This is a genomic window from Variovorax sp. (genome assembly GCF_035634955.1).
Taxonomy (GTDB): Bacteria; Pseudomonadota; Gammaproteobacteria; order Burkholderiales; family Burkholderiaceae_C; genus Variovorax.
The window spans coordinates 16,639-38,324 of the sequence record NZ_DASQBZ010000005.1 but is presented as its reverse complement, the minus strand read 5'-3'; the positions used below and the strand labels follow the sequence as shown (position 1 = coordinate 38,324).

Genomic DNA, 21,686 nt, shown 5'->3' with positions numbered 1-21,686 from the left:
CATGGCCAGGATCGCCTACGTCGATCATTCCTATCATCGCACTACGCAGTCAACCAATTTTCTGCGCGACATGTTGCGCCGACGTGGTCACGAAGTAGAGGACTTCTGGGACGAAGCCTGGCGCGGCGGGAAGGCTGTGGAATGGAGTGCCGTGCAGGGGCACGACATAGTCATTATGTTCCAGTCGTATTGCCCGCCGGGCACCGCCGCCTTCAGGCAGGTGCATCCGAACGTCATCTACATTCCCATGCTGGATCAGTTCGGCATTTGGCAGGGGCCGATGCAGATGCAAGCCCAGTTCTGGGCGCCTTTCCAGGGTTCCAAGGTGCTGAATTTCTCGAGTGCCTTGCATTGTCTGGCGACCGGATTTGGCATCGTTAGCCATTGGGCGCGCTACTACCAGTCGGCCGAGCCCTCTGTGCCTTCTTCGGCGCCTGGACTGCGAGGTTTTCTGTGGCTGCGACGCGAGGACCAAATCAACTGGACCTTGGTGCGACGGCTAATCGAGGGCACCCGCTTCGACGGTTTCCATCTACATATTGCCGGCGACCCTGGGGCGCCAGAGCCGCGACTGCCCGACGCGGCCGATGTGGCGTTTCACAACATCACCACTTCGACCTGGTTCAAGGATCGGAGCGAACTGACAGCGCTGATCGATCGCGCCAATGTGTACTTCGCCCCGCGAATGGAGGAAGGGATCGGCCAGTCATTTCTCGAGGCGATGGCGCGTGGAAAATGTGTGGTTGCTCCCAATCACGGCACGATGAACGAATACATCCTTCCAGGGGTCAATGGTTTGCTGTACGACCGCGATGCGCCTCGTCCGCTGGACTTTTCCAACGTCTCGGGAATGGGAGTGCTGGCGAGGGAGAGCGTTGTTGCTGGCCATGGTCAGTGGCTTGCGGCTGAGGAGGGAATTCTGGATTTCGTTTTGACGCCCAGCGAGCGCCTCTATGTCGGCAAGTATCAGCACGCGTTCGCCGCCGAATCACCGATTGCTCCGGCCGCTCGGCCGGCATCTGCGCCGATCGAATCGGCGAACCTGACTGAGGTCCTGCGAGCCATTGCGCGTCGCTACACTTGGCTGCAGGCCGCCCGGCCGCTTTGGTACCCCATACTGAAGGTCGCGCGTCGCGTACGTCACACTCTCAGCCGACCCTGAGCGGTCGATCAGGCGCTCCCGCCCTCACTGGAAGCACTCGAATGACATCAAGAAAGATTTTTGTCGCAGGTCACCGTGGGCTGGTCGGCACCGCCGTCAGCAAAGCACTGAAGGGCGATCCAGCCAACACGCTCATCAACCGCACACATGCCGAACTCGACCTCGAGGACTTTCGAGCCACGCGCCAGTTTTTCCTGGAACAGCGCCCCGACATGGTCGTGATGTGTGCAGCCAAGGTCGGCGGAATTCTCGCCAACAATAATTTGCCTGTTGATTTCCTGCACAAGAACCTGCGCATTCAATTGAGCGTGTTCGACGCCGCGTATGAGGCGGGCGTGCGCCGAATGATCTTTCTCGGCTCTTCGTGCATCTATCCCCGTGAATGCCCCCAGCCAATCAAGGAAGAGTATCTCCTGACCGGCCCACTCGAGGCTACGAATCGGCCATATGCGCTGGCCAAGATTTCCGGCGTGGAGTCGTGTTGGTCATTTAATCGACAGTACGGCACCCAGTATCTGGCCGTGATGCCGACCAACATGTATGGCCCTGGGGACAACTACCATCCCGAGCATTCACATGTGCTACCGGCTCTCATCCGCCGGTTTCACGAGGCAAAGCTGCGTGGTGATCGCGAGGTAGTCGTCTGGGGATCAGGTCAGCCACGGCGCGAGTTCATGTACTCAGCCGATTTGGGCCGCGCCATCCAGTTTCTCGTCGAACTGCCAGATGAGCAATTCGCCCCGCTTACCGATCCGTCTGCGGCGCCTCTCATCAATGTGGGCGTGGGTGAGGACGTGACCATTCGTGAAGCTGCAATGGCCGTCAAGACGGCAGTGGGTTTCGAAGGTGTCCTTACCTTTGACGCCAGCAAGCCCGACGGAACACCGCGCAAGTTGCTCGATGTAAGTCGACTGCATGCGCTGGGTTGGCGCGCCCGTATGGGTCTTGTCGAAGGATTGAAGAATACCTACGAGGACTTCATCGCTCATCACGCCTGACCTTTGGTGTCGGCGCTTCCTTCGCCGCATGCAGGAGCGGGCGGGCGGACTTCGAAGTGTCCGCCTAGCCCGTCTTCCTGCGACTCCGGATCTCTTCGAGCCGTTCCGCAAACTTCCGTCCCGCAGTCTCCAGGGAAAGAGCACCTTCCGCGCTTGCCTTGCCGCGAAGGCCAATCTCGCGTGCCCACGCCTGATCTTCGTAGAGGCGCCTCATGTGTCGGGCCGCGTGTTCGATGGAAGGCTCGGCCCATTCCAGCTCGGCGTCGTAAGGCGGTATCGGCCGACCAAGCTTAACCAGTTCGTAGGGAACGAGCAGGCTGTTGTCCTCGCTCATGAAGTCCACGTTGCCCGAGAAGTTCGTCGCGATCACGGGTTTGCCCATCAGCATCGCCTCGGCCATGGTCAGGCCGAGTCCCTCGCTCCGATGCAGCGACACGTAGGCGTCGCATGCATCCATCAGAGACAGCACTTCGTCGGGCGTGTAGACCTGATCGATCACCGTGATGTTGGCGCCTTTTGCAGCCGCGCGCAGTCTTTGCAATTGGGTCGGATGCCGGTCGCCAAATGATGTCTTGAGCACCAGGCGGACCGGTTCATCACCAGGAAATGCTGTCTTGAACGCCCGGATCAGCCCCAGCGGATTTTTGCGCTCCATCACACTCATCATGTGGAACGTGAACAAGAAGGTGAACTGCACCTCGGAGAGGCCGAAGTACGACTTGCCGCGTCGCTCGAAGGGCGCCAGCTTCACGCCAGGAAACATCGTGCGAACGGGGATGGCAAGCTTTTCCCGCAATCCCTTGGCAACGAAGTCGGTCGCCGTCCATACCTCGTCCAGCCCCTTGGCGTGCGCCATCCACGCGTCGGGAATAGAGTCGAATTCCCAATACCAGTACCCCACGCGATACGTGCGGGGATCGCGTTCAGCGAGGTTGGCAAGGCGGTACGCGTGGTCGAAGAATGGCTCGGGCTGCGTGTGGATGATCGTGACGTCGTGATACTCCATTCCCCTGAAATCCACATGGTGCGGCTCATCCTTGGCGTCGGTGCGCAAGTCGCGCAGCGACGTCGTCACTCCCACGGATTGCATGGCCTCGACCATGCACTCGGCCGAGACTCGAAGGCCGGATGCAAAGCAGAAGTGGCCGATCACATTGGCACCAAGGCCTGTCAACTCGGCTGCAACCGACTGCACGTCGAGGGCGGCGCACCACTGCGCTACATCGCTCGGCAAGGGGCCAGTAGCCGATGACAACCACGTCAGCAGCGCGCGTGCTGCAGCGTCATCCGAGAGCGCGTTCGGGTGCGCTTCCCGCCACCGCTCACGGCTCCAGTAGCTCAACCGGATCTGCTGCGACGGCGATCCCTGGGGTGGCCACGCCGACGCGTCGAGCCACTCGCCGGATGCACCGTACTCCGCGGAAAACCAGTTCGCAAACGCGTCGCGTCCGAACACGGTCAGTCCGTCGGGGTGGCGTTGCTGCCATTCCGGTGCGAAACAGTACGCCAGCGAAAGCTCGCGAGCAGGATCCTCCGCTGCTTCGAGAAAGAGCCACCAGACCTCTTCCAGCCGAAGGTGCGCATCGCTCATCCCGCAGCGCATGAACCAACGAAACAACGGCCTCATGCCGACGGGGGTCAGCCCGTGCGGCATCAAAGAGTCGAGCAACTCGCTCGCCAGAAAGGCCTGGCGCGCACGATCGGACAGCCGTGCCTCCAGAGCCTGCAGCAGGTGAACGACAGCCACTTCGTCGACCCCCAACTCGTCGCCACCTTCGCCTTGGAGCCATGCACCGAATTCACTCTTGCCGTCCGTGAAGGCACGGGGGAAGCGCATTCGAAGGTCGCTGCGCCTGCGCCTCAGGTCGATCAGGAATCCCGCGGCGGACCAACGGTCTGTGACGGCGCCCGGAGCCACAGGCAGCGGCAGAACCTGGCTCGGCGGGACTCCGGCGACCTGCGATAGTTCGCTATCGTCAAAGAGGTCGAGAAGAGGGGCTGGTGGGACCGGGGCGCCTTGCCGACGCAACGCCATGCGCTGTCGTTCACTCTCCACGAAGGGAGCGAGTACCGCCTCGCGCGCACGGACGGCCGAGCGCTCGCGCAAGAACTTCATGCGCTGCGGCATGCGCCAGGGGGTGACAAGCCACCACGCGGCTTTAGCCGCCCTTCTTGCGAAGTGTTTGAACTGACTATGGGGCATCTCGCCGGTCGCATTCATGGTTCCGGCTCCGTAGATGGGCTACGGCTACCCTGCTCATGCGCTCGACGATTGCTCGACAATACGCCCATGTTCGAGATGGAGAACCCGGTTGCACTCGTTGGCGATCAGTGTGGGCGAATGCGACGCCAGCACCAGGATGCCGGCGCCAGACACCACGTCCTTCATGCGCTGTTCGGCTTTCTCGGTGAACTCGGCGTCACCGACTGAAAGCCATTCGTCCATCAGGAGGATATCGGCCCTGATGCTGGTTGAGATGGAGAAGGCCAGGCGCATCAACATGCCGGTGGAATAGGTGCGCACCGGCATGTCGACATATTCGCCCAAGCCGCTGAATTCGCAGATTTCGGGAGTCAATTCGTCGATCTGCTTCTTGCTCAAGCCCATGACCAGTCCCCGCAGCATGATGTTCTCGATGCCGGTGGCATCCGGCTCGATTCCCAGCGAGGGATCGATCAGGCTCGCGACGGTGCCCCGCCGCTCGAAGTCCCCGGAAGAAGGCTCGTAGACACCTGCCAACGCGCGCAACAGGGTCGACTTGCCTGCGCCGTTGTGGCCAATCAGGCCCAAGCGGTCCCCGGCCTTGAGCTCGAGGTTGATATTGCTGAGCGCCTGGACCACCTTGACGCCGGTCTCCTGGCCGAATCTGCCGCCGGTTACGGAGGCGGCCAGCGTTTTCTTCAGTGAGTTGGCGCCGGCGCCATAGATCGGGAAATTGACGGAGACGTTCTTGAGGGAGATATAAGGCATCGGGTTTACAGCCAGTAAACCACCCGGCGGCGGTAACGGGAAAATAGCCAACTCGAAGCGGCCAGGTTGAATGCTGTCCACATCAGGATGCCGTGCCAATTGTGGGCCTCGGACACGCCGCCCATGAGCGGCGCGCGCAGGAGATCCAGCATTTGCGCCAACGGGTTCCAAAGGATGTAGCGGGCGCGGCCAGGCAAGCTTTCGGGAAGCCAGAACACCGGCGTCAGGAACATCGCCATCTGCATCACGCTTGTGACAATCTGGGCGACATCCCGGTAGCGTGTACAGATCAGCCCGAGGACAAGCCCCAGGGCGTGCGCGTTGATAAGAAACAGGGCAAAGGCTGGAATGAACAGCAGGGCATGGGCTTTGAGCGTGATGCCCGCCCACAATGCCACCGGGATGTACAGCACGATCTGATGGCCGAACTGGATCAGGTTGCGCGACATGCTGCGCCAGACGAACAGGCTGATGGGAAAGTAGCCTTGTTTGAGGTAGTTCCCTGACGCGATGAACGCGTTGCACGAGTCTGTCACCATGCTGCTGAAGAACGTCCAGAAGATGATCCCCAGCGCCAGGTGCGGAAAGAACTTGCTCAACTCGGTGCCGAACAGCGAACTGTAAAGCGGGCCCATGCCGCCGATCATCGCGCCCATGCTGAGCGTGAGCCACAGCGGGCCGAGCATCGAACGGCGATAGCGCAGAACGATGTCGAACCAGGCCAGCGTCCACCATATGTCGGTGCGACGCGTGCCTTCCCACCAGTCGCCCCAGGCGCTTCGATGCAGATTGGAATGTGCCTGACTCATGCGCGTCCGTAGGAGTCGGCAAGCCGGACGATGTCGTCTTCGCCAAGATAGTTGCCGCACTGCACTTCGATCAGTACCAAAGTTTCTTCACCTATGTTCGTCAAGCGATGCTTCTCTTTGAGGGGGATATAGCGATATTGTCCAGGAATCGTCTCGTGCTCGGTGTCGCCGATCTGCACAATCGCCTTCCCTTGCACCACGACCCAGTGCTCGGCGCGCTGATGGTGATACTGGAGCGAGAGCGATTGACCTGGCTTGACGGTGATGCGCTTGACCTTGTAGCCCTCTTCTTCCTTGAGCGACGCGTAGGTTCCCCACGGGCGGTGCACGGTGGCGGGCAACTCTGTCAGTTCCGCGTGACGTGTCTTGAGCGCGCTGACTACCTGCTTGATGGATTGCGCCGCGTCCTTGTGGCACACGAGCAGGGCATCGGGGGTATCAACGATCACCGTGTCGTGTATGCCGACTGTCGCAACGACTTTCGGGCCATGGCTTTCAACCTGCACGTGCGTGCCGGTGGTGTCAATGGCGACTACCTCACGATCGAAGGTGTTGCCGCTCGAGTCCGCGACTTGCGCATGTGCCACGGCCGGCCACGATCCGACGTCGCTCCAGGAGAACTTGGCCGGCACGACATGCACGTTGTCCGCCCGCTCCATGACGGCGTAGTCGATGCTGATGTCTGGTTGCAGGCCAAATGCATGCGCATCGAAGTGCACGCATTGGTCCTTGCTCTGGGCGCTTGTCAATGCGGCCTTTGCGGCGCGCATGACTTCCGGGGCGTGATGCTCCAGCGCATCGAGAATGGCCCGCGCCGTGAAGGCGAACATGCCGCTGTTCCAGTAGTAACGACCGGTGGCCAGAAACCCTTGCGCGGTTGCCAGGTCGGGCTTTTCGACGAAGCGTCGCACGGCCTGGGGTTCGCGCGCCGCGCGTGCCACCTCTACGTAGCCGAAGCCGGTTTCCGGTGTTGTCGGACTGATTCCGAAAAGCACCAACTTGCCTTGCTCGGCCAAGCGAAAGGCTTCACTGGCGCTGGCGACAAAAGCCTCGACGTCGGGAATCAATTGGTCCGCCGCCAGTACCAGCATTACGGTACTGTCGCCGTACTCTCGTTCGCACTGCAGGGCCGCCAAAGCGATGGCCGGAGCAGTATTGCGCCCTTTCGGTTCCAGCAGGAACGTCGCGCGCGGGGCGTCAGGCATCTGATCGAGCACGTCCTGCGTGAGGAACTGATGGTCCTTGTTGGTCACGATGAGCACTTCACCGCTGCCGCAAGCCTGGCCGCGCTCGATGGCCTGCCGAAGCAGGCTGCTACCGCCAATTTTCATGAACGGTTTGGGGTAGGTCTGGCGCGATGCTGGCCATAGCCGAGTTCCGGATCCGCCAGATAGCACTACGGGTAGCAGACGCATTCGTTTATCCTCGTTTCATTGTCTGAGAAGATTCTACGGGCGCCACCTGCAACAGAAGGTCACAAGCGGTCGCGGGTAACATTCGCGATCTCCTCGCGACGCCCCATCAGCCTGAATCTCGCGTCGGCGTCCGGCCGCGGTCGCCGCAAAGTGCCCGGCGCTGCGCTCCTCCATGACGATTTACCTTGATATTTCAACCAGCTACGCGTGGCGGCGCAACCCCGTGGGCGTTGTCCGCGTCGAGCGGGAGTTCGCGAAGAATCTGCGCAACCAGCTTCCGGGCATGCGTTTTTGCCGCTTCGATGCCAACACAAGTATGCGCATACTTATGCGTGACAGCGAGGTGGACCTTGTGCTGGGCGACTCCTGGTGCGCGCAGACGGTCGAGCCCGAGCGGGTTTCGGCTCGAACTGAGCTTGCGTCCCGCCTGACCGCCGCGGCTCGGCACGTCCTGCCGCGCGCCCTGTTCCAGGGCGCCAAGATGCTCCTTGGTGGGTTGGGGCATGAAACGACCGATCCGAAGGGGCGCGCTCAGGCGAGCGGCGCCAATGTCCCCGCAGCGCCGCCCGGGCTGAGCGTCGGCGATGTCTTCGTTTCGGTGGGCGCCGACTGGGATCATCTTCCGCCCGAACAGGTACGTGCCATCAAGCAGGAGACCGGGTGCAAGGTGGTTCTGGCCTGCTATGACACGATTGTCGTGGACTTTCCCGAGTACTCCATCTCTGATGAATTCGCCTCGAGACTGCGAGAACATCTGCTTGGACTTGGAACGAACGCCGATCTCGTGGTCACGATTTCGGAATCCACCAAACGAGATGTCCTGAGGCTTTGGGACAAGGAACGCACGGATAGCCCGGTCTGTGCGGTGTCGGCCGTTCCGCTGGCGTCGGCGTTGCCACCTGTGGGGGGGGCGGACCCATCCAGATCCGCCCGCTTGGAGGAGTTTCGCCGGGGTGGCCCCTACGTCATCTACGTCAGTACATTGGAGGCGAGGAAGAACCACAGGTTGCTCTTCAATCTGTGGCGGGAGTTCCATGCCGCGTTCCGGGGGGAGGTTCCGAGACTGCTTCTGGTGGGCGCCAGGGGATGGGGCGTGGACGACCTGTTGGCGGAACTGGCACGCTCGCAGGCTGGGCGCGATGGCTACATACAGGTCTGGAGCGACGTCGATGATGAATTGCTTCAGAGTCTCTACGCCGGCTGCGAGTTCGGCGTGTTCCCCAGTTTCTATGAAGGTTGGGGGTTGGCTGCCGCCGAGTTGCTGGCTTTCGGCAAGACCTGCGTTGTGTCCACCGGCTCGTCACTGCAGGAAGCGACACAGAATCTCTGCCCCTCGTACCACCCGTGCGACCACCTCGGCTGGCGAGACGAGATTCTTCGCCTGAGCCGAGACCAGGCCTATCGGCTGCAACATGAGCGCGCGATCGCAAGTTCTTTTCGCCCTCGAACGTGGGCTGATTGTTCGGCAGAATTCGCAGCCAAGCTGCGCGCTGTGGCCGATGAGTCTGCCTTGGCCCTGCGGGGCTGAGCGGCGCCCAAGCGTCCGTTTACTTCAGGTAGGCTCCAGGATCCATTCGGTTCGTCGGTAGCCGCGGCGTTCCAACTTCAGGCTTTCAAGTCCGGCGAAGGCGCCGAAGAATTCTTTCATGCGTGAATACATCAGCTCTCGCGTCGTGCGTTGGGCCCGTCAGGCCTACAAGGACCTGCCAGTGTCCCGAAAGACGAAGCAGCGTTTGGCTTCGGCCGCCTACAGGGTGGTGGGCCCGATGTTCAAGGGGGTGCCCCATTACGAGGTGTGGAAGCGCCAGCAAGCGGGGATCGCACTTGCGCCGGTCGGTCGAGGCCCCGTACCCCCGTCGGATGTCGACCGCGTACTCACGCTGCTCAGCTTCGAGGTTGTGGAGCGGCCGTTGGTTTCCATCGTCATTCCTGCTTACGGAAATTTGGGGCATACGCTCAATTGCGTGCGCTCCATCGCAGAGCAACTGCCTCAAGCAAGCGTGGAAGTGATCGTGGCCGAAGATGCATCGGGCGACACGGACATCCTGCGGATCGGGGAGATTCCCGGCCTGCGCCTGATCGTGCATCCGCAGAACCTCGGGTTCCTGCGCTCATGCAACGCGGCTTGCCGGCAGGCTCGGGGCGAATTCATCTATCTGCTGAACAACGACACGGAAGTCACGCCGGGTTGGCTCGACAGCATGCTCGCCTTGTTCGGCAGTCGACCGGATTGCGGCATGGTCGGCTCCAAACTGATCTACCCCAATGGAAGCCTGCAAGAAGCGGGTGGCATTGTCTGGCGCGACGGTTCGGCATACAACGATGGTCGGCTGGACGATCCGACGCTTGCCGCATACAGCTACGTCAAGGAAGTCGACTATTGCTCCGGCGCATCGCTGCTGATCCCGAAGGCCCTGTGGGACGAACTCGGCGGGTTCGACGAGTACTACCTGCCCGCATATTACGAGGACACCGACCTGGCCTTCCGCGTCCGTGCGGCCGGCAAGCGCCTGTACTACCAGCCCGACTCGGTCGTCATCCACTACGAGGGCATCTCTCACGGCACCGACACTGGATCGGGGGTCAAGGCGCACCAGGTCACCAACCAGCACAAGTTCCGTGAACGCTGGGCGACGGTGCTGGACCGTGATCACATGCAGCACGGAAAGCTGACGTTTCTCGCACGCGACCGTTCGACCCATCGCAAGACCATTCTCATCGTCGACCACTACGTCCCCCAGCCGGACCGCGACGCCGGCTCGCGCAGCATGTGGTGCATCCTGCGCGAGCTGCAGGCCATGGGCCTGAACACCAAGTTCTGGCCTGCCAACCTCTGGCGCGACCCCGACTACACGCGCCTGCTGCAACAGGAAGGCATCGAGGTCTTCTACGGCGACTACGACTTCGCCGAATGGGTGGAAGAATTTGCCGGCCAGCTCGACTATGTACTGCTCAGCCGCCCGGAGGTCGCGCAGGAATGCCTGCCCGCCGTGCGCAAGCATGCGCCCCGCGCCAAGGTCATCTTCTACGGCCACGACCTGCACTACCAGCGCCTGCTGGGCGAGCATGCGCACACGCGAGACGACCGCCTGCTCGGCCAGTCCGCCAAGCTGCGCGTGGTGGAGGAGTCGCTGTGGAAGGCGGTCGACGTCGTCTATTACCCGTCCGCCTCCGAGACCGCCACGGTCAAGGCGCTGCTGCCCGAAGCCCGCGCGCACACGGTCCCCCTGTTCTTCTTCGACGACGAGATCAAGCCCGTCGGCCTGGCGGGACGTCGCCGCCACCAGCTCATGTTCGTGGCCGGTTTCGGCCATCCGCCCAACGTGGATGCGGCCAAATGGCTGGTGCGCGAGATCTTCCCCAAGGTCCGCGAGCAGGTGCCTGATGCAGAACTCGTCCTGGTCGGATCGAATCCCACGCCCGAGGTCCAGGCGCTGGCCGGCGACTGCGTGCGCCTGACCGGCTACGTGTCCGACCAGGTGCTGATCGACTTCTACCGCACCGTCGGCGTGGCCGTCGTGCCGCTGCGCTTCGGCGCCGGCGTCAAGGGCAAGGTGATCGAGGCCTTGCACCATGGCCTGCCGCTGGTGACCACCCCGGTCGGCATGCAGGGGCTCGACGGGCTGGACGCGGTCGTGCCGGTGCATGACGAGGCGCAGGCCATGGCCGATGCAATCGTCCGCATCATGCAGGACGACGGCTTCTGGGAAAGGCTCGCCGTGGGCGAGCGCCGGTTCTCCGACGAGCGCTTTTCGCGCGACATGCTGCGCCAGGTGTTGGCGCAGGACATTCATCCCTGAGGCGAACGCCTGGCGCTCGCGCCGACGCGTCAGGCCTGCCCGCCGCCGCCTCTGAGTCGCCAGAACGGCCCCGACGTCCACACCTTCAGCAGGCTCGTCACATGCCACCACAGATGCCGCCAGCTCCTGCGGCTGGCCCGCTGCGCCTCGTGGCGGGCGCGCAGGTCCTCGGCGATCTGGATGCGCCATCCGGCCAGGCGCAGGCGCGCGCAGATGTCGAAGTCCTCGCCGTACATGAAGTAACGCTTTGCATCGAAGCCGCCGATTTCCCGGTAGGCGGCGCTTCGCAGCAGCATGAAAAGTCCCGGAATCCAGTCCGGCACGGCCGGAATCGGGTAGCCGGGCTTGCGCCGGGTCAGGATCTCGCGTGGCGTGATGATGCGCCGGTGCTGCTCCGGCTCGGTCCTGCCTGGCTCCAGGATGCGCGGGGCCAGCAGGCCCGCGTCGGGCTCGGCCCTGGCCACCAGGGGCGCAAGGACGTCCGCGTCCAGCCGGATGTCGGGATTGAGCACCAGGTACCACGCGCTGGCGCAGCGGCCGAACGCCGCGTTGTGGTTGGCCCCGAAACCCAGCGGCGCCGGGTTGTGGATGCGTTCGAGCGCGAAGCCCCATTGCCGGCTGGCCAGCAGATCAGGCTCGGGTATGTTGTGGGTCAGCAGCACCCGCTCGATGCTGCCCGCGCAATGGGCATCGAGCTGCTCCAGCAGCGGCACGATCATCGCCAGCTGGCCGTGGCTGACGATCGACACGGTGACGGGGCGACTGGCGGATTGTTCGGTGGATGTGGGACTGCGCATGGTCTAATTTCGCCCGGGAATTCTAGGGTTCCGCAACTTCACGTCCCATGCTTGCCCTGATCGTCATCAGTTTCCTGGTTTCGGCCGTCGCCGTCCTGTATTTCATGCGGCGCGCGCGACGCCATGCCCGTCGCTACGGGACCGACATGCCGCAACGCTTTCATGCCGGCCACGTGCCGCGCCTGGGCGGCGCCGGCGTGTTCCTTGGCATGGGCGCCGGCTGGTTCGCGGCGGGGTTGCTCACCGACGTGGTCAATGTGCCCGCCAGCATCAAGGACGCGGCGATCATGCTGGCCTGCCTCGCACCCGCCGTGCTCGGCGGGATCGTAGAAGACGTGACCCAGCGCGTGTCGGTGCGCTATCGCCTGGGCCTGACCATCGGCTCGGCGCTGCTCTTGTGCTTCGTCTTCGGGCTCAAGCTCGACCACGTGGGCATCGACGTGATCGACGTGTGGGTTCTGACCCTGCCGTTCGCCGGCCTGGCGCTGGCCGCCATCGCCATCGGCGGGCTGCCGCATGCCTTCAACATCATCGACGGCTACAACGGCCTGGCCGGCACGGTGGCGGTGCTGGTGTGCCTGGCCATCTCGCACGTGTCGCTGCAGCTGGGCGACCGGCAACTGGCGGGCATGGTGCTGTGCCTGCTGGGCGCCACCGCCGGCTTCCTGCTTTGGAACTACCCGCGCGGCAAGATTTTCGCCGGCGACGGCGGGGCCTACGTCTGGGGCATGGTGATCGCGGTGGCCAGCGTGATGCTGGTGCAGCGGCACCCGCTGGTGTCGCCCTGGTTTCCCATGTTGCTGCTGATCTACCCGGTCTGGGAGACCATGTTCTCCATCTACCGCAAGCTGGCGCGCGGGCAGTCGCCCGGCACGGCGGATGCGCTTCATTTCCACCAGCTGGTGTTCCGCCGCATCGTGCGCCAGGTGGTGCACGACAACGAGGCCAAGCAATTGCTCTCGCGCAACAACCGGACGTCGCCGTACCTGTGGACACTCGCCGCGCTGTCGGTGGTGCCGGCGGTGCTGTTCTGGAACCGCACCGGCATCCTGATGATCTTCACGCTGGTGTTCATCGCCACCTATGTGGCGGCCTACCTCATGATCGTGCGCTTCAAGGTGCCGCGCTGGCTGCGCGACCTGGCCGGGCACGACTGACTCCCGCCCCATCCATCCTCGCTCATCCCACACGCTCATGACCGACACCGTCCTGAACATTCCGCCGCGCGACAAGGCCGAGATCCTGGCCCAGGCGCTGCCCTACATCCGCAAGTTCCACGGCAAGACCATCGTCATCAAGTACGGCGGCAACGCCATGACCGATCCGGCCCTGCAAGCCGACTTCGCCGAGGACGTGGTGCTGCTCAAGCTGGTCGGCATGAACCCCGTTGTGGTCCACGGCGGCGGGCCGCAGATCGAATCCGCGCTCAACCGGCTCGGGAAGAAGGGGCACTTCATCCAGGGCATGCGCGTGACCGACGCCGAAACCATGGAAGTGGTCGAGTGGGTGCTCGCCGGGGAGGTGCAGCAGGACATCGTCGGCCTGATCAACCAGGCGGGCGGCAAGGCGGTGGGGCTGACCGGCCGCGACGGTGGCCTGATCCGGGCACGCAAGCTCAAGCTGGCCGACCGCGGCGATCCGAGCATCGAGCATGACGTCGGCCAGGTCGGGGACATCGTGGCAATCGACCCCGGCGTGGTCAAGGCGCTGCAGGACGACGCGTTCATCCCGGTGGTCAGCCCGATCGGCTTCGGCGAGGAAAACGAGAGCTACAACATCAATGCGGACGTGGTGGCGGGCAAGCTGGCAACCGTGCTCAAGGCAGAGAAGCTCATGCTGCTGACCAACACCCCCGGGGTGCTGGACAAGGACGGCAAGCTGCTGACCAACCTGTCGGCGCGCGAAATCGACGACCTGTTCGCCGACGGCACCATCTCCGGCGGCATGCTGCCGAAGATCGAGGGCGCGCTCGACGCGGCCAAGAGCGGCGTCAACGCGGTGCACATCATCGATGGGCGGGTGCCGCACGCCATGCTGCTCGAAATCCTGAGCGACCAGGCCTACGGCACCATGATCAGGGCGAGGTAGGCTCACCCCCAGGCTACCCTGCTTCGCAGGTCCGCCAACCCCCTTCGAGGGGGCACACCCGATGGCCCGGCCAAGCCGGTTCCATGGGTGTTCCCGAAGGGGCTTCGCTTTGCTTGCCAGCCTTTGGGGCCGCGCCGCTCCTGCCGCTGCGGTCAATACCCCTCTGGATTCCCCGACTGCCAGCGCCAGCTGTCTGCGCACATCTGGTCCAACGTGCGGCGGGCCTGCCAGCCCAGTACCTCCGCGGCCGCAGCCGGGTCGCCCCAGTAGGCGGGCACGTCCCCGGGCCGGCGCGGGCCGATGGTGCGCGGCACCGGCCGCCCGCTGGCGCGCTCGAACGCCTGCACCACTTCCAGCACCGAGCATCCGCGGCCGGTGCCCAGGTTCACCGTCAGCAGCGCCTGCGGCTGGGCGAGTGCATGGCGCAGGGCGGCCACATGGCCTTCGGCCAGGTCCATCACGTGCACATAGTCGCGCACACCGGTGCCGTCCGGTGTCGGGTAGTCGCCGCCGTGCACGACCAGTTCCGGCCGGGTGCCGACCGCCACCTGGCTGACGAACGGCATCAGGTTGTTGGGCTTGCCCTGCGGGTGTTCGCCGATCAGGCCGCTCTCGTGCGCACCGACCGGGTTGAAGTAGCGCAGCAGCGCAATGCGCCAGCCCGGCTCGGACCGGTACAGGTCGCCCAGGCACTCTTCGACCATCAGCTTGGAGCGGCCATACGGGTTGGCCGGGCGGGTCGGCGCGCTTTCCGGGATGGGCGACTCGTCCGGCTCGCCGTAGACCGTGGCGGACGACGAGAAGATCAGGGTGCGGACCCCGGCGGCGCGCATCGCGGCGGCCAGCACCAGGCTTCCATTGACGTTGTTGTCGTAATAGAGCAACGGATCGACCACCGAGTCGCCCACTGCTTTCAGCCCGGCGAAATGGATCACGGCCTGCACGGGCTCCTGCGCGAACACGCGGTCGAGCAGGGCGCGATCGCGTACGTCGCCTTCGATCAGGCGCGGCGCCGCGCCGCTGATGGTTGCCAGCCGATCCAGCACCTTGGCGCTGCTGTTGCACAGGTTGTCGAGGATGAGCGGGGTGTATCCGGCGGCGGCGAGCGCGACGCAGGTGTGGCTGCCGATGTAGCCCGCGCCACCGGTCACGAGTACGTAATTTTTCATCTTTGAGCCTCCGCTGCAGGGCTGGAAAGTGGATGATTCTGCGCGAAATCACGGGGTTGACCCGGAAGGCGCGTGCTCACTGCGGCGTGCGAGAATCAATTAATTACACTTTCTGTGGTCTCCCATGAACGATGAGTCGCGCGATCCCGGACTTGTGGCCTCGGCGGAGGACCGCACACCAGCGCCCGTGCGCAAGCGCCCCAAGCCCGGCGAACGCCGCGTCCAGATCCTGCAGACGCTGGCCGCCATGCTGGAGCAGCCCGGTGCCGAGCGTGTGACCACCGCTGCGCTGGCCGCGCGGCTCGAGGTGAGCGAGGCCGCGCTCTACCGTCACTTCGCCAGCAAGGCGCAGATGTTCGAAGGCCTGATCGACTTCATCGAGCAGAGCGTCTTCACTTTGATCAATCAGATCATCGAGCAGGGGCCTGCGGCTGTCGGGGACGAACGGCAGGCCAGTGCCCATCAGGCGGCTCGCATTGTCACGATGCTGATGCAGTTCGCCGAGAAGAACCCCGGTATGACCCGCGTCATGGTCGGTGACGCGCTGGTGTTCGAGAACGACCGGCTGCAGCAGCGCATGAACAACTTCTTCGACAAGCTCGAATCGACCCTGCGCCAGACGCTGCGCCCGGCAGCCCTCGCCGAGGGCTCGGACACGCCCACGGTCGACGCGCAGGTGCGTGCCTCGGCGCTGACCGCCTTCGCAGTGGGGCGCCTGCAGCGCTATGCGCGCTCGGGCTTTCGGCGGCTGCCGTCCGAGCACCTGGACGCTGCCGTCGCGCTGCTCGTCTGAACGACCTCGGCGTCGCGCGTCAAAGGCGGCGCGCGCGTCTATGCCGCGCATAGTCAAATGCCATTCCCCGCGGCGGCACGCGCCAGCAGAATGGGGCCTCTATTCCGAGACGCAGGAAACCAGAGGAGCCCCGCATGAGCGACACCAAGACGGCCGACGGCCAATGCCCTTTCCACCACGCCGGCACCGGCGGCACCACCAATCGCGACTGGTGGCCGGACCAGCTGAGGCTGGACCTTCTCCACCAGCATTCGCACAAGTCCAACCCGATGGGCGAGGACTTCGACTACGCCAAGGCCTTCGCAAGCCTGGACCTGGCGGCGCTCAAGAAAGACCTGCACGCCCTCATGACGGACTCGCAGGACTGGTGGCCGGCTGACTTCGGCCACTACGGACCGCTGTTCATCCGCATGGCCTGGCACAGCGCCGGCACCTACCGAGTGGGTGACGGCCGGGGTGGCGCCGGCCGCGGGCAGCAGCGCTTCGCGCCGCTCAACAGCTGGCCCGACAACGTCAGCCTGGACAAGGCGCGCCGGCTCCTGTGGCCCATCAAGCAGAAGTACGGCAACAAGATCTCGTGGGCCGACCTGATGATCCTGACCGGCAACGTCGCGCTCGAGTCGATGGGTTTCAAGACCTTCGGCTTCGGCGGCGGCCGTGAAGATACGTGGGAGCCCGACCAGGACGTCTACTGGGGCCGCGAGACCAAGTGGCTGGGCGGCGACGTGCGGTACGCCCACGGCGACGAAGGCGTGGCCAAGCCGGATGACGAGGCGGTGCTGGTCTCGGACGACCCTGCCGACGGCGACGTCCACTCGCGCAAGCTGGAGAACCCGCTCGCGGCCGTGCAGATGGGCCTGATCTACGTCAACCCGGAAGGCCCGGACGGCAACCCCGACCCCATTGCTGCCGCCCGCGACATCCGCGACACCTTCGGCCGCATGGCCATGGACGACGAGGAAACCGTGGCGCTCATCGCCGGCGGACACACCTTCGGCAAGACCCACGGCGCAGGCCCGGCGGACAACGTGGGCGCCGAGCCCGAGGCGGCCGACCTCGAGCAGATGGGGCTGGGCTGGTCGAACAAGTTCGGCAGCGGCAAGGGCGCGGACACCATCACCAGCGGCCTGGAGGTCACGTGGACCACCACGCCGACCCGGTGGAGCGGCAATTTCTTCTGGAACCTGTTCGGCTACGAGTGGGAGCTCACCAAGAGCCCGGCCGGCGCGCACCAGTGGGTGGCCAAGGGTGCGGGCGCGACCATCCCGCATGCGCACGACCCTTCGAAGAAGCTGGTGCCCACCATGCTGACGACCGACCTGTCGCTGCGCTTCGACCCGGCCTACGAGAAGATCTCGCGCCGCTTCATGGAGAACCCCGACCAGTTCGCCGACGCCTTCGCGCGCGCCTGGTTTAAGCTGACGCATCGCGACATGGGTCCGCGCGCCCGTTACCTCGGCCCGGAAGTGCCGGCCGAGGAATTGCTGTGGCAGGACCCGGTTCCTGCAGTCGACCATCCCCTGGTCGACGAAAAGGACTTGGCCGCACTCAAGGCCAAGGTGCTGGCCTCGGGCCTGACGTTGTCGCAGCTGGTCACCACCGCCTGGGCGTCGGCCTCCACCTTCCGCGGCTCGGACAAGCGTGGCGGCGCGAACGGCGCACGCATCCGGCTGGCGCCGCAGAAGGACTGGGCCGTCAATCAGCCCGAGCAATTGGCCAAGGTGCTCGAGGCGCTCGAAGGCATCCAGGCCGAATTCAATGCATCCGCCGACGCCGGCAAGAAGATTTCCCTGGCGGACCTGATCGTGCTGGCCGGCGACGCCGCCGTGGAGCAGGCGGCGAAGAATGCGGGCCATGCGCTGGCCCTGCCGTTCTCGCCCGGCCGCACCGACGCGTCACAGGCGCAGACGGACGTACAGGCCATGGCGGTGCTCGAGCCGCTGGCGGACGGGTTCCGCAACTTCCTGAAGGCCGACTACGGCGTCCGCGCCGAGACGCTGCTGATCGACAAGGCGCAACTGCTGACGCTCAGCGCGCCCGAGATGACGGTGCTGGTCGGCGGCATGCGCGCACTGGGCGCCAATTTCGGCGGCAGCGCGCACGGCGTCTTCGGCGGCAGGAAGGACCATCTGGGCAACGACTTCTTCATGCAGCTGCTCGACATGGGCACCGAGTGGAAGCCGGTGGCCGGCGCGCGCGGCCAGTACGAGGCGAGCGACCGCAAGACCGGCGAGACCAAGTGGACGGCCACGCGCGTCGACCTGGTGTTCGGCGCCCATGCGCAACTGCGTGCGCTGGCCGAGGTCTATGCGAGCGACGAAGGGAAGTTCGTGCGTGACTTTGCCGCGGCGTGGACCAAGGTCATGAACCTCGACCGCTTCGATCTGCCGCGGCGCTGAGGCCGGCCACGCACGAAGACGGCGTGCCTCCTGGGCGCGCCGTTTGCGTCAGAGCAGCGACTTGCCCTGCTTGAGGACGAAGTCGCAGGCCTGCTGCGTCACCTGCTTCTGGAGGCCGCTGCCGCTGAGGTCCATGGTCTTGCCATCGCCGCCCTTGAGCAGGCCCTTGGCGCCGTCCATGTAGCCGCTGTCGGACTGAGCGGCCGACGTGCCGCCCATCTTGCCCATCAGGCCGTCCTTGACGGCCGAGACGCTGTCGCCGCTGAGGTAGTTGTTCTTGAAGCAATACTCCAGCACGCCGGCGGCGTTGCCCATGGTGCCGGCGCTCATCCCGCCCATGCCTGCACCGCCCATGCCGGCCATTCCTGCAAGGCCGCCGGTACTGCTGCCGCCGCTGCTGCCGCCCAGCGCGCTGCTGGCAGCCCCCTTGAGCGAATCCAGGCTCTGCGCTTGCGCGCCGGCCAGGCCGGTTGACAACAGTGCCGCCAGGAAGGCGGCCCGCCCGGTGATGCGCCACGGTGTCATGGTCTTCATGTGTTGCTCCTTGATTGGTGGATGAAGGGCAACCTTAGCGCATCGGCATCAGGATCGTTGGCGCAACTTTTTGCAATGGTTGCGCATGTCTGCGTCAATCCGTCACTGCCACGCCGACCTTGGCGCCGGCCGCGACCAGTTCCGCCCACGTCGCATCGTCCACCACGATGCCGTCGCGCTCGCGCGCTGCGCGGGCACGCCGCTCCGGATCGCCGGCGACCTGCACGCCCTCGAAGCCGGCGCCCGGCGGGCCCTGGCGCAGCCAGTCGACGAAGGCGCGGGCCTCGGCCTCGAAGGCGTCCTGTGTGCCCAGCCGGGCCGGGTCGATCAGCACCGTCAGCATGCCGTTGTAGACCGAGCGGGCCTGGTCTGCCGGCCGGTGCCAGGTGCCGCCGCCGCTGAGCGCGCCGCCGAGCAGTTCGCACGCCACGGCCATCCCGTACCCCTTGTGCTCGCCGAAGGTCATCAAGGCGCCGAAGAGCCCGTTCGATTGCGGCACCACCACCACGCCCGGGTCGTCGGTGGGCCGGCCGTGTTCGTCGATCAGGTGGCCGGGCGGGACGCGCTCGCCCTTGTTGTGCGCAACGCGCATCTTCCCTTGCGCCACGCGGCTGGTGGCGAAGTCGAGCAGGAAGGGCGGCTGTCCCGCCAGCGGCACGCCGATGCAGCACGGGTTCGTGCCGAAGCGGCCGTCGCCGCCGCCCCAGGGCGCGACCACCGGGCGCGACAGCACGTTGACGAAATGGATCGACACCAGGCCCTGCGCGGTTGCTGCTTCGGCGAAATGTCCGATGCGCCCGAGGTGGTGTGCGTGAGCCAGCGTCATGATGCAGCTGCCCAGTTCGCGCGCGCGCGCGATCGCCAGTTCCATGGCCTGCATGCCCACCACCTGGCCGTAGCCGCGCCGGCCGTCCAGCGCCAGCAAAGTGCCGGCGTCCAGTTGCACGCGCATTGCGGTGTTGGGCTGGAGCCCGCCCTCGGCCACGGCGTCCACGTAGCGCGGCACCATGCCGATGCCGTGCGAATCGTGTCCGCTCAGATTGGCCAGAACCAGGTTGTCGGCCACGGTGCGCGCCTCTTCGGCGGCGCTGCCGGCACCTTGCAGGATGGCGGCAACCTGTTCACGCAGGCGCGCGGCCTGCAACGTCTTCGACATGAAATCCCTTTCGCGGAAAAAGTGCGGGCGAATGCCCGGCGGCTACATCACGGCACCGACCTGCCAGGGCACGAATTCGTTCTGCCCGTAGCCGTGCTGCTCGCTCTTGCTGCGCTGGCCCGAGGCGGTGGCCAGCACCAGCTCGAAGATGCGGCGGCCCATGCCGGCGATGTCGGCACTGCCATCGACGATCTCGCCGCAGTTGATGTCCATGTCGTCCTCCTGGCGCTGCCACAGGGCGCTGTTGGTCGCCAGCTTGAGCGAGGGCGAGGGCGCGCAGCCGTAGGCCGAGCCGCGGCCGGTGGTGAAGCAGATCATGTTGGCGCCGCCTGCCACCTGCCCGGTCGCACTCACCGGGTCGTAGCCCGGCGTGTCCATGTAGACGAAGCCATGCGCATCCACCGGCTCGGCATACTCGTACACCGCTTCAAGGTTGCTGGTGCCGCCCTTGGCCACCGCGCCCAGCGACTTTTCCAGGATGGTCGTCAGCCCGCCGGCCTTGTTGCCCGGCGACGGGTTGTTGTTCATCTCGCCCTGGTTGACGGCGGTGTAGTGCTCCCACCACTTGATGCGCTGCACCAGCTTCTCGCCCACCTCGCGCCGCACCGCGCGGCGCGTCAGCAGGTGCTCTGCGCCGTAGATCTCGGGCGTCTCGCTGAGGATGGCGGTGCCGCCATGCGCCACCAGCAGGTCCACGGCCGCGCCCAGCGCAGGGTTGGCGCTGATGCCGGAGTAGCCGTCGGAGCCGCCGCACTGCAGGCCGATGGTGATGTGCGCTGCCGAGCAGGGCTCGCGCCTGACGGCGTTGGCCTGAGGCAGCATTTCGTTGATCAGCGCAATGCCGCGCTCCACCGTCTTGCGGGTGCCACCACTGTCCTGGATGTTGAACACGCGCAGGTTGTCGCCCTCGCGCAGGTTGCCGGTGGACAGCCAGGCGTTGATCTGGTTGGCCTCGCAGCCCAGCCCGACCACCAGCACGCCGGCGAAGTTGGCATGCGTGGCATAGCCGGTCAGCGTGCGGTTGAGGATCTGCATGCCCAGGCCTTGCGTGTCCATGCCGCAGCCGGTGCCGTGCGTCAGCGCCACCACGCCGTCCACGTTCGGAAAGTCGGCCAGGGCCGCCGGGTTGGTCTGGCGCGAGAAGTGGTCGGCGATGGCACGCGCCGCCGTGGCCGAGCAGTTCACGCTGGTCAGCACGCCGATGTAGTTGCGCGTGGCCACGCGTCCGCCCGGCCGCCGGATGCCCATGAAGGTGGCTTCGCGGGGCGCCGGCGCCGGCTTGACGTCCGCGCCGAAGGCATAGTCGCGGGCAAAGTCGCCCTTGTCCGGGCCCATGTCGAGGTTGTGCGTGTGCACGTGCTCGCCCGGCTCGATCGGCCGGCTGGCAAAGCCGATGATCTGGTTGTAGCGCCGCACCGGTGCGCCTGCGGCAATGGCTCGGGTGGCCATCTTGTGGCCTGCCGGGATGAGGCCGCGGGCGGTCACGCCCTCGACCGGTGTGCCGCCAAGCAGCTGGCTGCGCGCGATGACGACGTCATCGCCGGGATGCAATCGGATGTACGGGTTCATGGCGGATCTCGCGGGTCTGTCGTTCT

17 protein-coding genes are annotated in these 21,686 nt (G+C 65.1%); 8 read left to right on the top strand and 9 right to left on the bottom strand.

Annotated elements, in window-relative coordinates; genetic code table 11:
* The first annotated feature begins 1 nt into the window (after window position 1).
* Together VES41_RS02040 and VES41_RS02035 are read left to right on the top strand one after the other, a co-directional pair.
* Window positions 2-1,162: a glycosyltransferase family 4 protein gene (locus VES41_RS02040; protein WP_324812341.1), complete on the top strand. Its 1,161-nt coding sequence runs from the start codon at window positions 2-4 to the stop codon at window positions 1,160-1,162.
* 41 nt (window positions 1,163-1,203) lie between these two features.
* Window positions 1,204-2,160 carry a GDP-L-fucose synthase gene (locus VES41_RS02035; protein WP_324812339.1) on the top strand — a complete coding sequence of 319 codons (957 nt, stop codon included), beginning with the start codon at window positions 1,204-1,206 and terminating at the stop codon, window positions 2,158-2,160.
* Between the two features lie 64 nt (window positions 2,161-2,224).
* Here VES41_RS02035 and VES41_RS02030 read toward each other — a convergent pair whose 3' ends face one another.
* The 4 genes from VES41_RS02030 to VES41_RS02015 are packed head-to-tail and all read right to left on the bottom strand — an operon-like array spanning window position 2,225 to window position 7,355.
* Entirely contained in the window at window positions 2,225-4,381 is a 2,157-nt protein-coding gene (locus VES41_RS02030; RefSeq protein WP_324812337.1) for a glycosyltransferase family 4 protein, read from the bottom strand.
* A 36-nt stretch (window positions 4,382-4,417) separates the two neighbouring features.
* Window positions 4,418-5,131, bottom strand: coding sequence for an ABC transporter ATP-binding protein (locus tag VES41_RS02025; RefSeq protein WP_324812393.1), 714 nt, complete (start codon window positions 5,129-5,131; stop codon window positions 4,418-4,420).
* A gap of 5 nt (window positions 5,132-5,136) precedes the next feature.
* Window positions 5,137-5,940: an ABC transporter permease gene (locus VES41_RS02020; protein ID WP_324812334.1), complete on the bottom strand. Its 804-nt coding sequence runs from the start codon at window positions 5,938-5,940 to the stop codon at window positions 5,137-5,139.
* Window positions 5,937-7,355, bottom strand: a complete 1,419-nt coding sequence (locus VES41_RS02015; protein WP_324812332.1) for a mannose-1-phosphate guanylyltransferase/mannose-6-phosphate isomerase — start codon at window positions 7,353-7,355, stop codon at window positions 5,937-5,939. Before VES41_RS02015 ends, VES41_RS02020 begins: the two co-directional genes overlap by 4 nt.
* 172 nt (window positions 7,356-7,527) lie before the next feature.
* Here VES41_RS02015 and VES41_RS02010 point away from each other — a divergent pair, with 172 nt between their 5' ends.
* Both VES41_RS02010 and VES41_RS02005 read left to right on the top strand, forming a co-directional pair.
* Window positions 7,528-8,883 (top strand): glycosyltransferase, encoded by a 1,356-nt coding sequence (locus VES41_RS02010; protein WP_324812330.1) that lies wholly within the window; start codon window positions 7,528-7,530, stop codon window positions 8,881-8,883.
* Window positions 8,884-9,064: 181 nt separating this feature from the next.
* A complete protein-coding gene (locus tag VES41_RS02005) occupies window positions 9,065-11,155 on the top strand; it encodes a glycosyltransferase (RefSeq protein WP_324812327.1) in 2,091 nt (696 codons plus the stop codon).
* A 29-nt stretch (window positions 11,156-11,184) separates the two neighbouring features.
* Here the strand turns inward: VES41_RS02005 and VES41_RS02000 are convergent, their stop codons facing one another.
* Entirely contained in the window at window positions 11,185-11,952 is a 768-nt protein-coding gene (locus VES41_RS02000) for a glycosyltransferase (RefSeq protein ID WP_324812325.1), read from the bottom strand.
* 47 nt (window positions 11,953-11,999) lie between these two features.
* On the opposite strand from VES41_RS02000, the gene VES41_RS01995 reads away from it, so the two are divergent.
* Entirely contained in the window at window positions 12,000-13,109 is a 1,110-nt protein-coding gene (locus VES41_RS01995; RefSeq protein ID WP_324812323.1) for a glycosyltransferase, read from the top strand.
* 37 nt (window positions 13,110-13,146) lie between these two features.
* A complete protein-coding gene (gene argB / locus VES41_RS01990; RefSeq protein WP_324812321.1) occupies window positions 13,147-14,040 on the top strand; it encodes an acetylglutamate kinase in 894 nt (297 codons plus the stop codon).
* Between the two features lie 152 nt (window positions 14,041-14,192).
* Here argB and galE read toward each other — a convergent pair whose 3' ends face one another.
* A complete protein-coding gene (gene galE / locus VES41_RS01985) occupies window positions 14,193-15,209 on the bottom strand; it encodes a UDP-glucose 4-epimerase GalE (protein ID WP_324812318.1) in 1,017 nt (338 codons plus the stop codon).
* A 124-nt stretch (window positions 15,210-15,333) separates the two neighbouring features.
* Here galE and slmA point away from each other — a divergent pair, with 124 nt between their 5' ends.
* The gene (gene slmA, locus VES41_RS01980) at window positions 15,334-16,002 is read left to right on the top strand and encodes a nucleoid occlusion factor SlmA (protein ID WP_324812314.1); all 669 of its coding nucleotides are present in this window, start codon (window positions 15,334-15,336) and stop codon (window positions 16,000-16,002) included.
* A gap of 134 nt (window positions 16,003-16,136) precedes the next feature.
* Window positions 16,137-18,401 carry a catalase/peroxidase HPI gene (katG, locus tag VES41_RS01975; protein ID WP_324812312.1) on the top strand — a complete coding sequence of 755 codons (2,265 nt, stop codon included), beginning with the start codon at window positions 16,137-16,139 and terminating at the stop codon, window positions 18,399-18,401.
* A 48-nt stretch (window positions 18,402-18,449) separates the two neighbouring features.
* Here katG and VES41_RS01970 read toward each other — a convergent pair whose 3' ends face one another.
* The 3 genes from VES41_RS01970 to VES41_RS01960 all read right to left on the bottom strand — a co-directional run bounded on the left by VES41_RS01970 (window position 18,450) and on the right by VES41_RS01960 (window position 21,660).
* On the bottom strand, window positions 18,450-18,935 hold the full coding sequence (locus VES41_RS01970; RefSeq protein WP_324812309.1) for a DUF2501 domain-containing protein: 486 nt from the start codon (window positions 18,933-18,935) through the stop codon (window positions 18,450-18,452).
* Between the two features lie 94 nt (window positions 18,936-19,029).
* Entirely contained in the window at window positions 19,030-20,091 is a 1,062-nt protein-coding gene (locus tag VES41_RS01965) for a malate/lactate/ureidoglycolate dehydrogenase (protein ID WP_324812307.1), read from the bottom strand.
* Window positions 20,092-20,133: 42 nt separating this feature from the next.
* A complete protein-coding gene (locus VES41_RS01960) occupies window positions 20,134-21,660 on the bottom strand; it encodes an altronate dehydratase family protein (RefSeq protein WP_324812305.1) in 1,527 nt (508 codons plus the stop codon).
* Window positions 21,661-21,686 lie beyond the last annotated feature (26 nt).

Bases quoted from the DNA above. Each gene is read 5' to 3' on its own strand.
- VES41_RS02040 (WP_324812341.1), top strand. From the start codon at position 2: ATGGCCAGGATCGCCTACGTCGATCATTCCTATCATCGCACTACGCAG.
- VES41_RS02030 (WP_324812337.1), bottom strand. From the start codon at position 4,381: ATGAATGCGACCGGCGAGATGCCCCATAGTCAGTTCAAACACTTCGCA.
- VES41_RS02035 (WP_324812339.1), top strand. From the start codon at position 1,204: ATGACATCAAGAAAGATTTTTGTCGCAGGTCACCGTGGGCTGGTCGGC.
- VES41_RS01995 (WP_324812323.1), top strand. From the start codon at position 12,000: ATGCTTGCCCTGATCGTCATCAGTTTCCTGGTTTCGGCCGTCGCCGTC.
- galE (WP_324812318.1), bottom strand. From the start codon at position 15,209: ATGAAAAATTACGTACTCGTGACCGGTGGCGCGGGCTACATCGGCAGC.
- VES41_RS02025 (WP_324812393.1), bottom strand. From the start codon at position 5,131: ATGCCTTATATCTCCCTCAAGAACGTCTCCGTCAATTTCCCGATCTAT.
- slmA (WP_324812314.1), top strand. From the start codon at position 15,334: ATGAACGATGAGTCGCGCGATCCCGGACTTGTGGCCTCGGCGGAGGAC.
- VES41_RS01965 (WP_324812307.1), bottom strand. From the start codon at position 20,091: ATGTCGAAGACGTTGCAGGCCGCGCGCCTGCGTGAACAGGTTGCCGCC.
- VES41_RS02020 (WP_324812334.1), bottom strand. From the start codon at position 5,940: ATGAGTCAGGCACATTCCAATCTGCATCGAAGCGCCTGGGGCGACTGG.
- VES41_RS02015 (WP_324812332.1), bottom strand. From the start codon at position 7,355: ATGCGTCTGCTACCCGTAGTGCTATCTGGCGGATCCGGAACTCGGCTA.
- VES41_RS01960 (WP_324812305.1), bottom strand. From the start codon at position 21,660: ATGAACCCGTACATCCGATTGCATCCCGGCGATGACGTCGTCATCGCG.
- VES41_RS01970 (WP_324812309.1), bottom strand. From the start codon at position 18,935: ATGAAGACCATGACACCGTGGCGCATCACCGGGCGGGCCGCCTTCCTG.
- katG (WP_324812312.1), top strand. From the start codon at position 16,137: ATGAGCGACACCAAGACGGCCGACGGCCAATGCCCTTTCCACCACGCC.
- VES41_RS02010 (WP_324812330.1), top strand. From the start codon at position 7,528: ATGACGATTTACCTTGATATTTCAACCAGCTACGCGTGGCGGCGCAAC.
- VES41_RS02000 (WP_324812325.1), bottom strand. From the start codon at position 11,952: ATGCGCAGTCCCACATCCACCGAACAATCCGCCAGTCGCCCCGTCACC.
- argB (WP_324812321.1), top strand. From the start codon at position 13,147: ATGACCGACACCGTCCTGAACATTCCGCCGCGCGACAAGGCCGAGATC.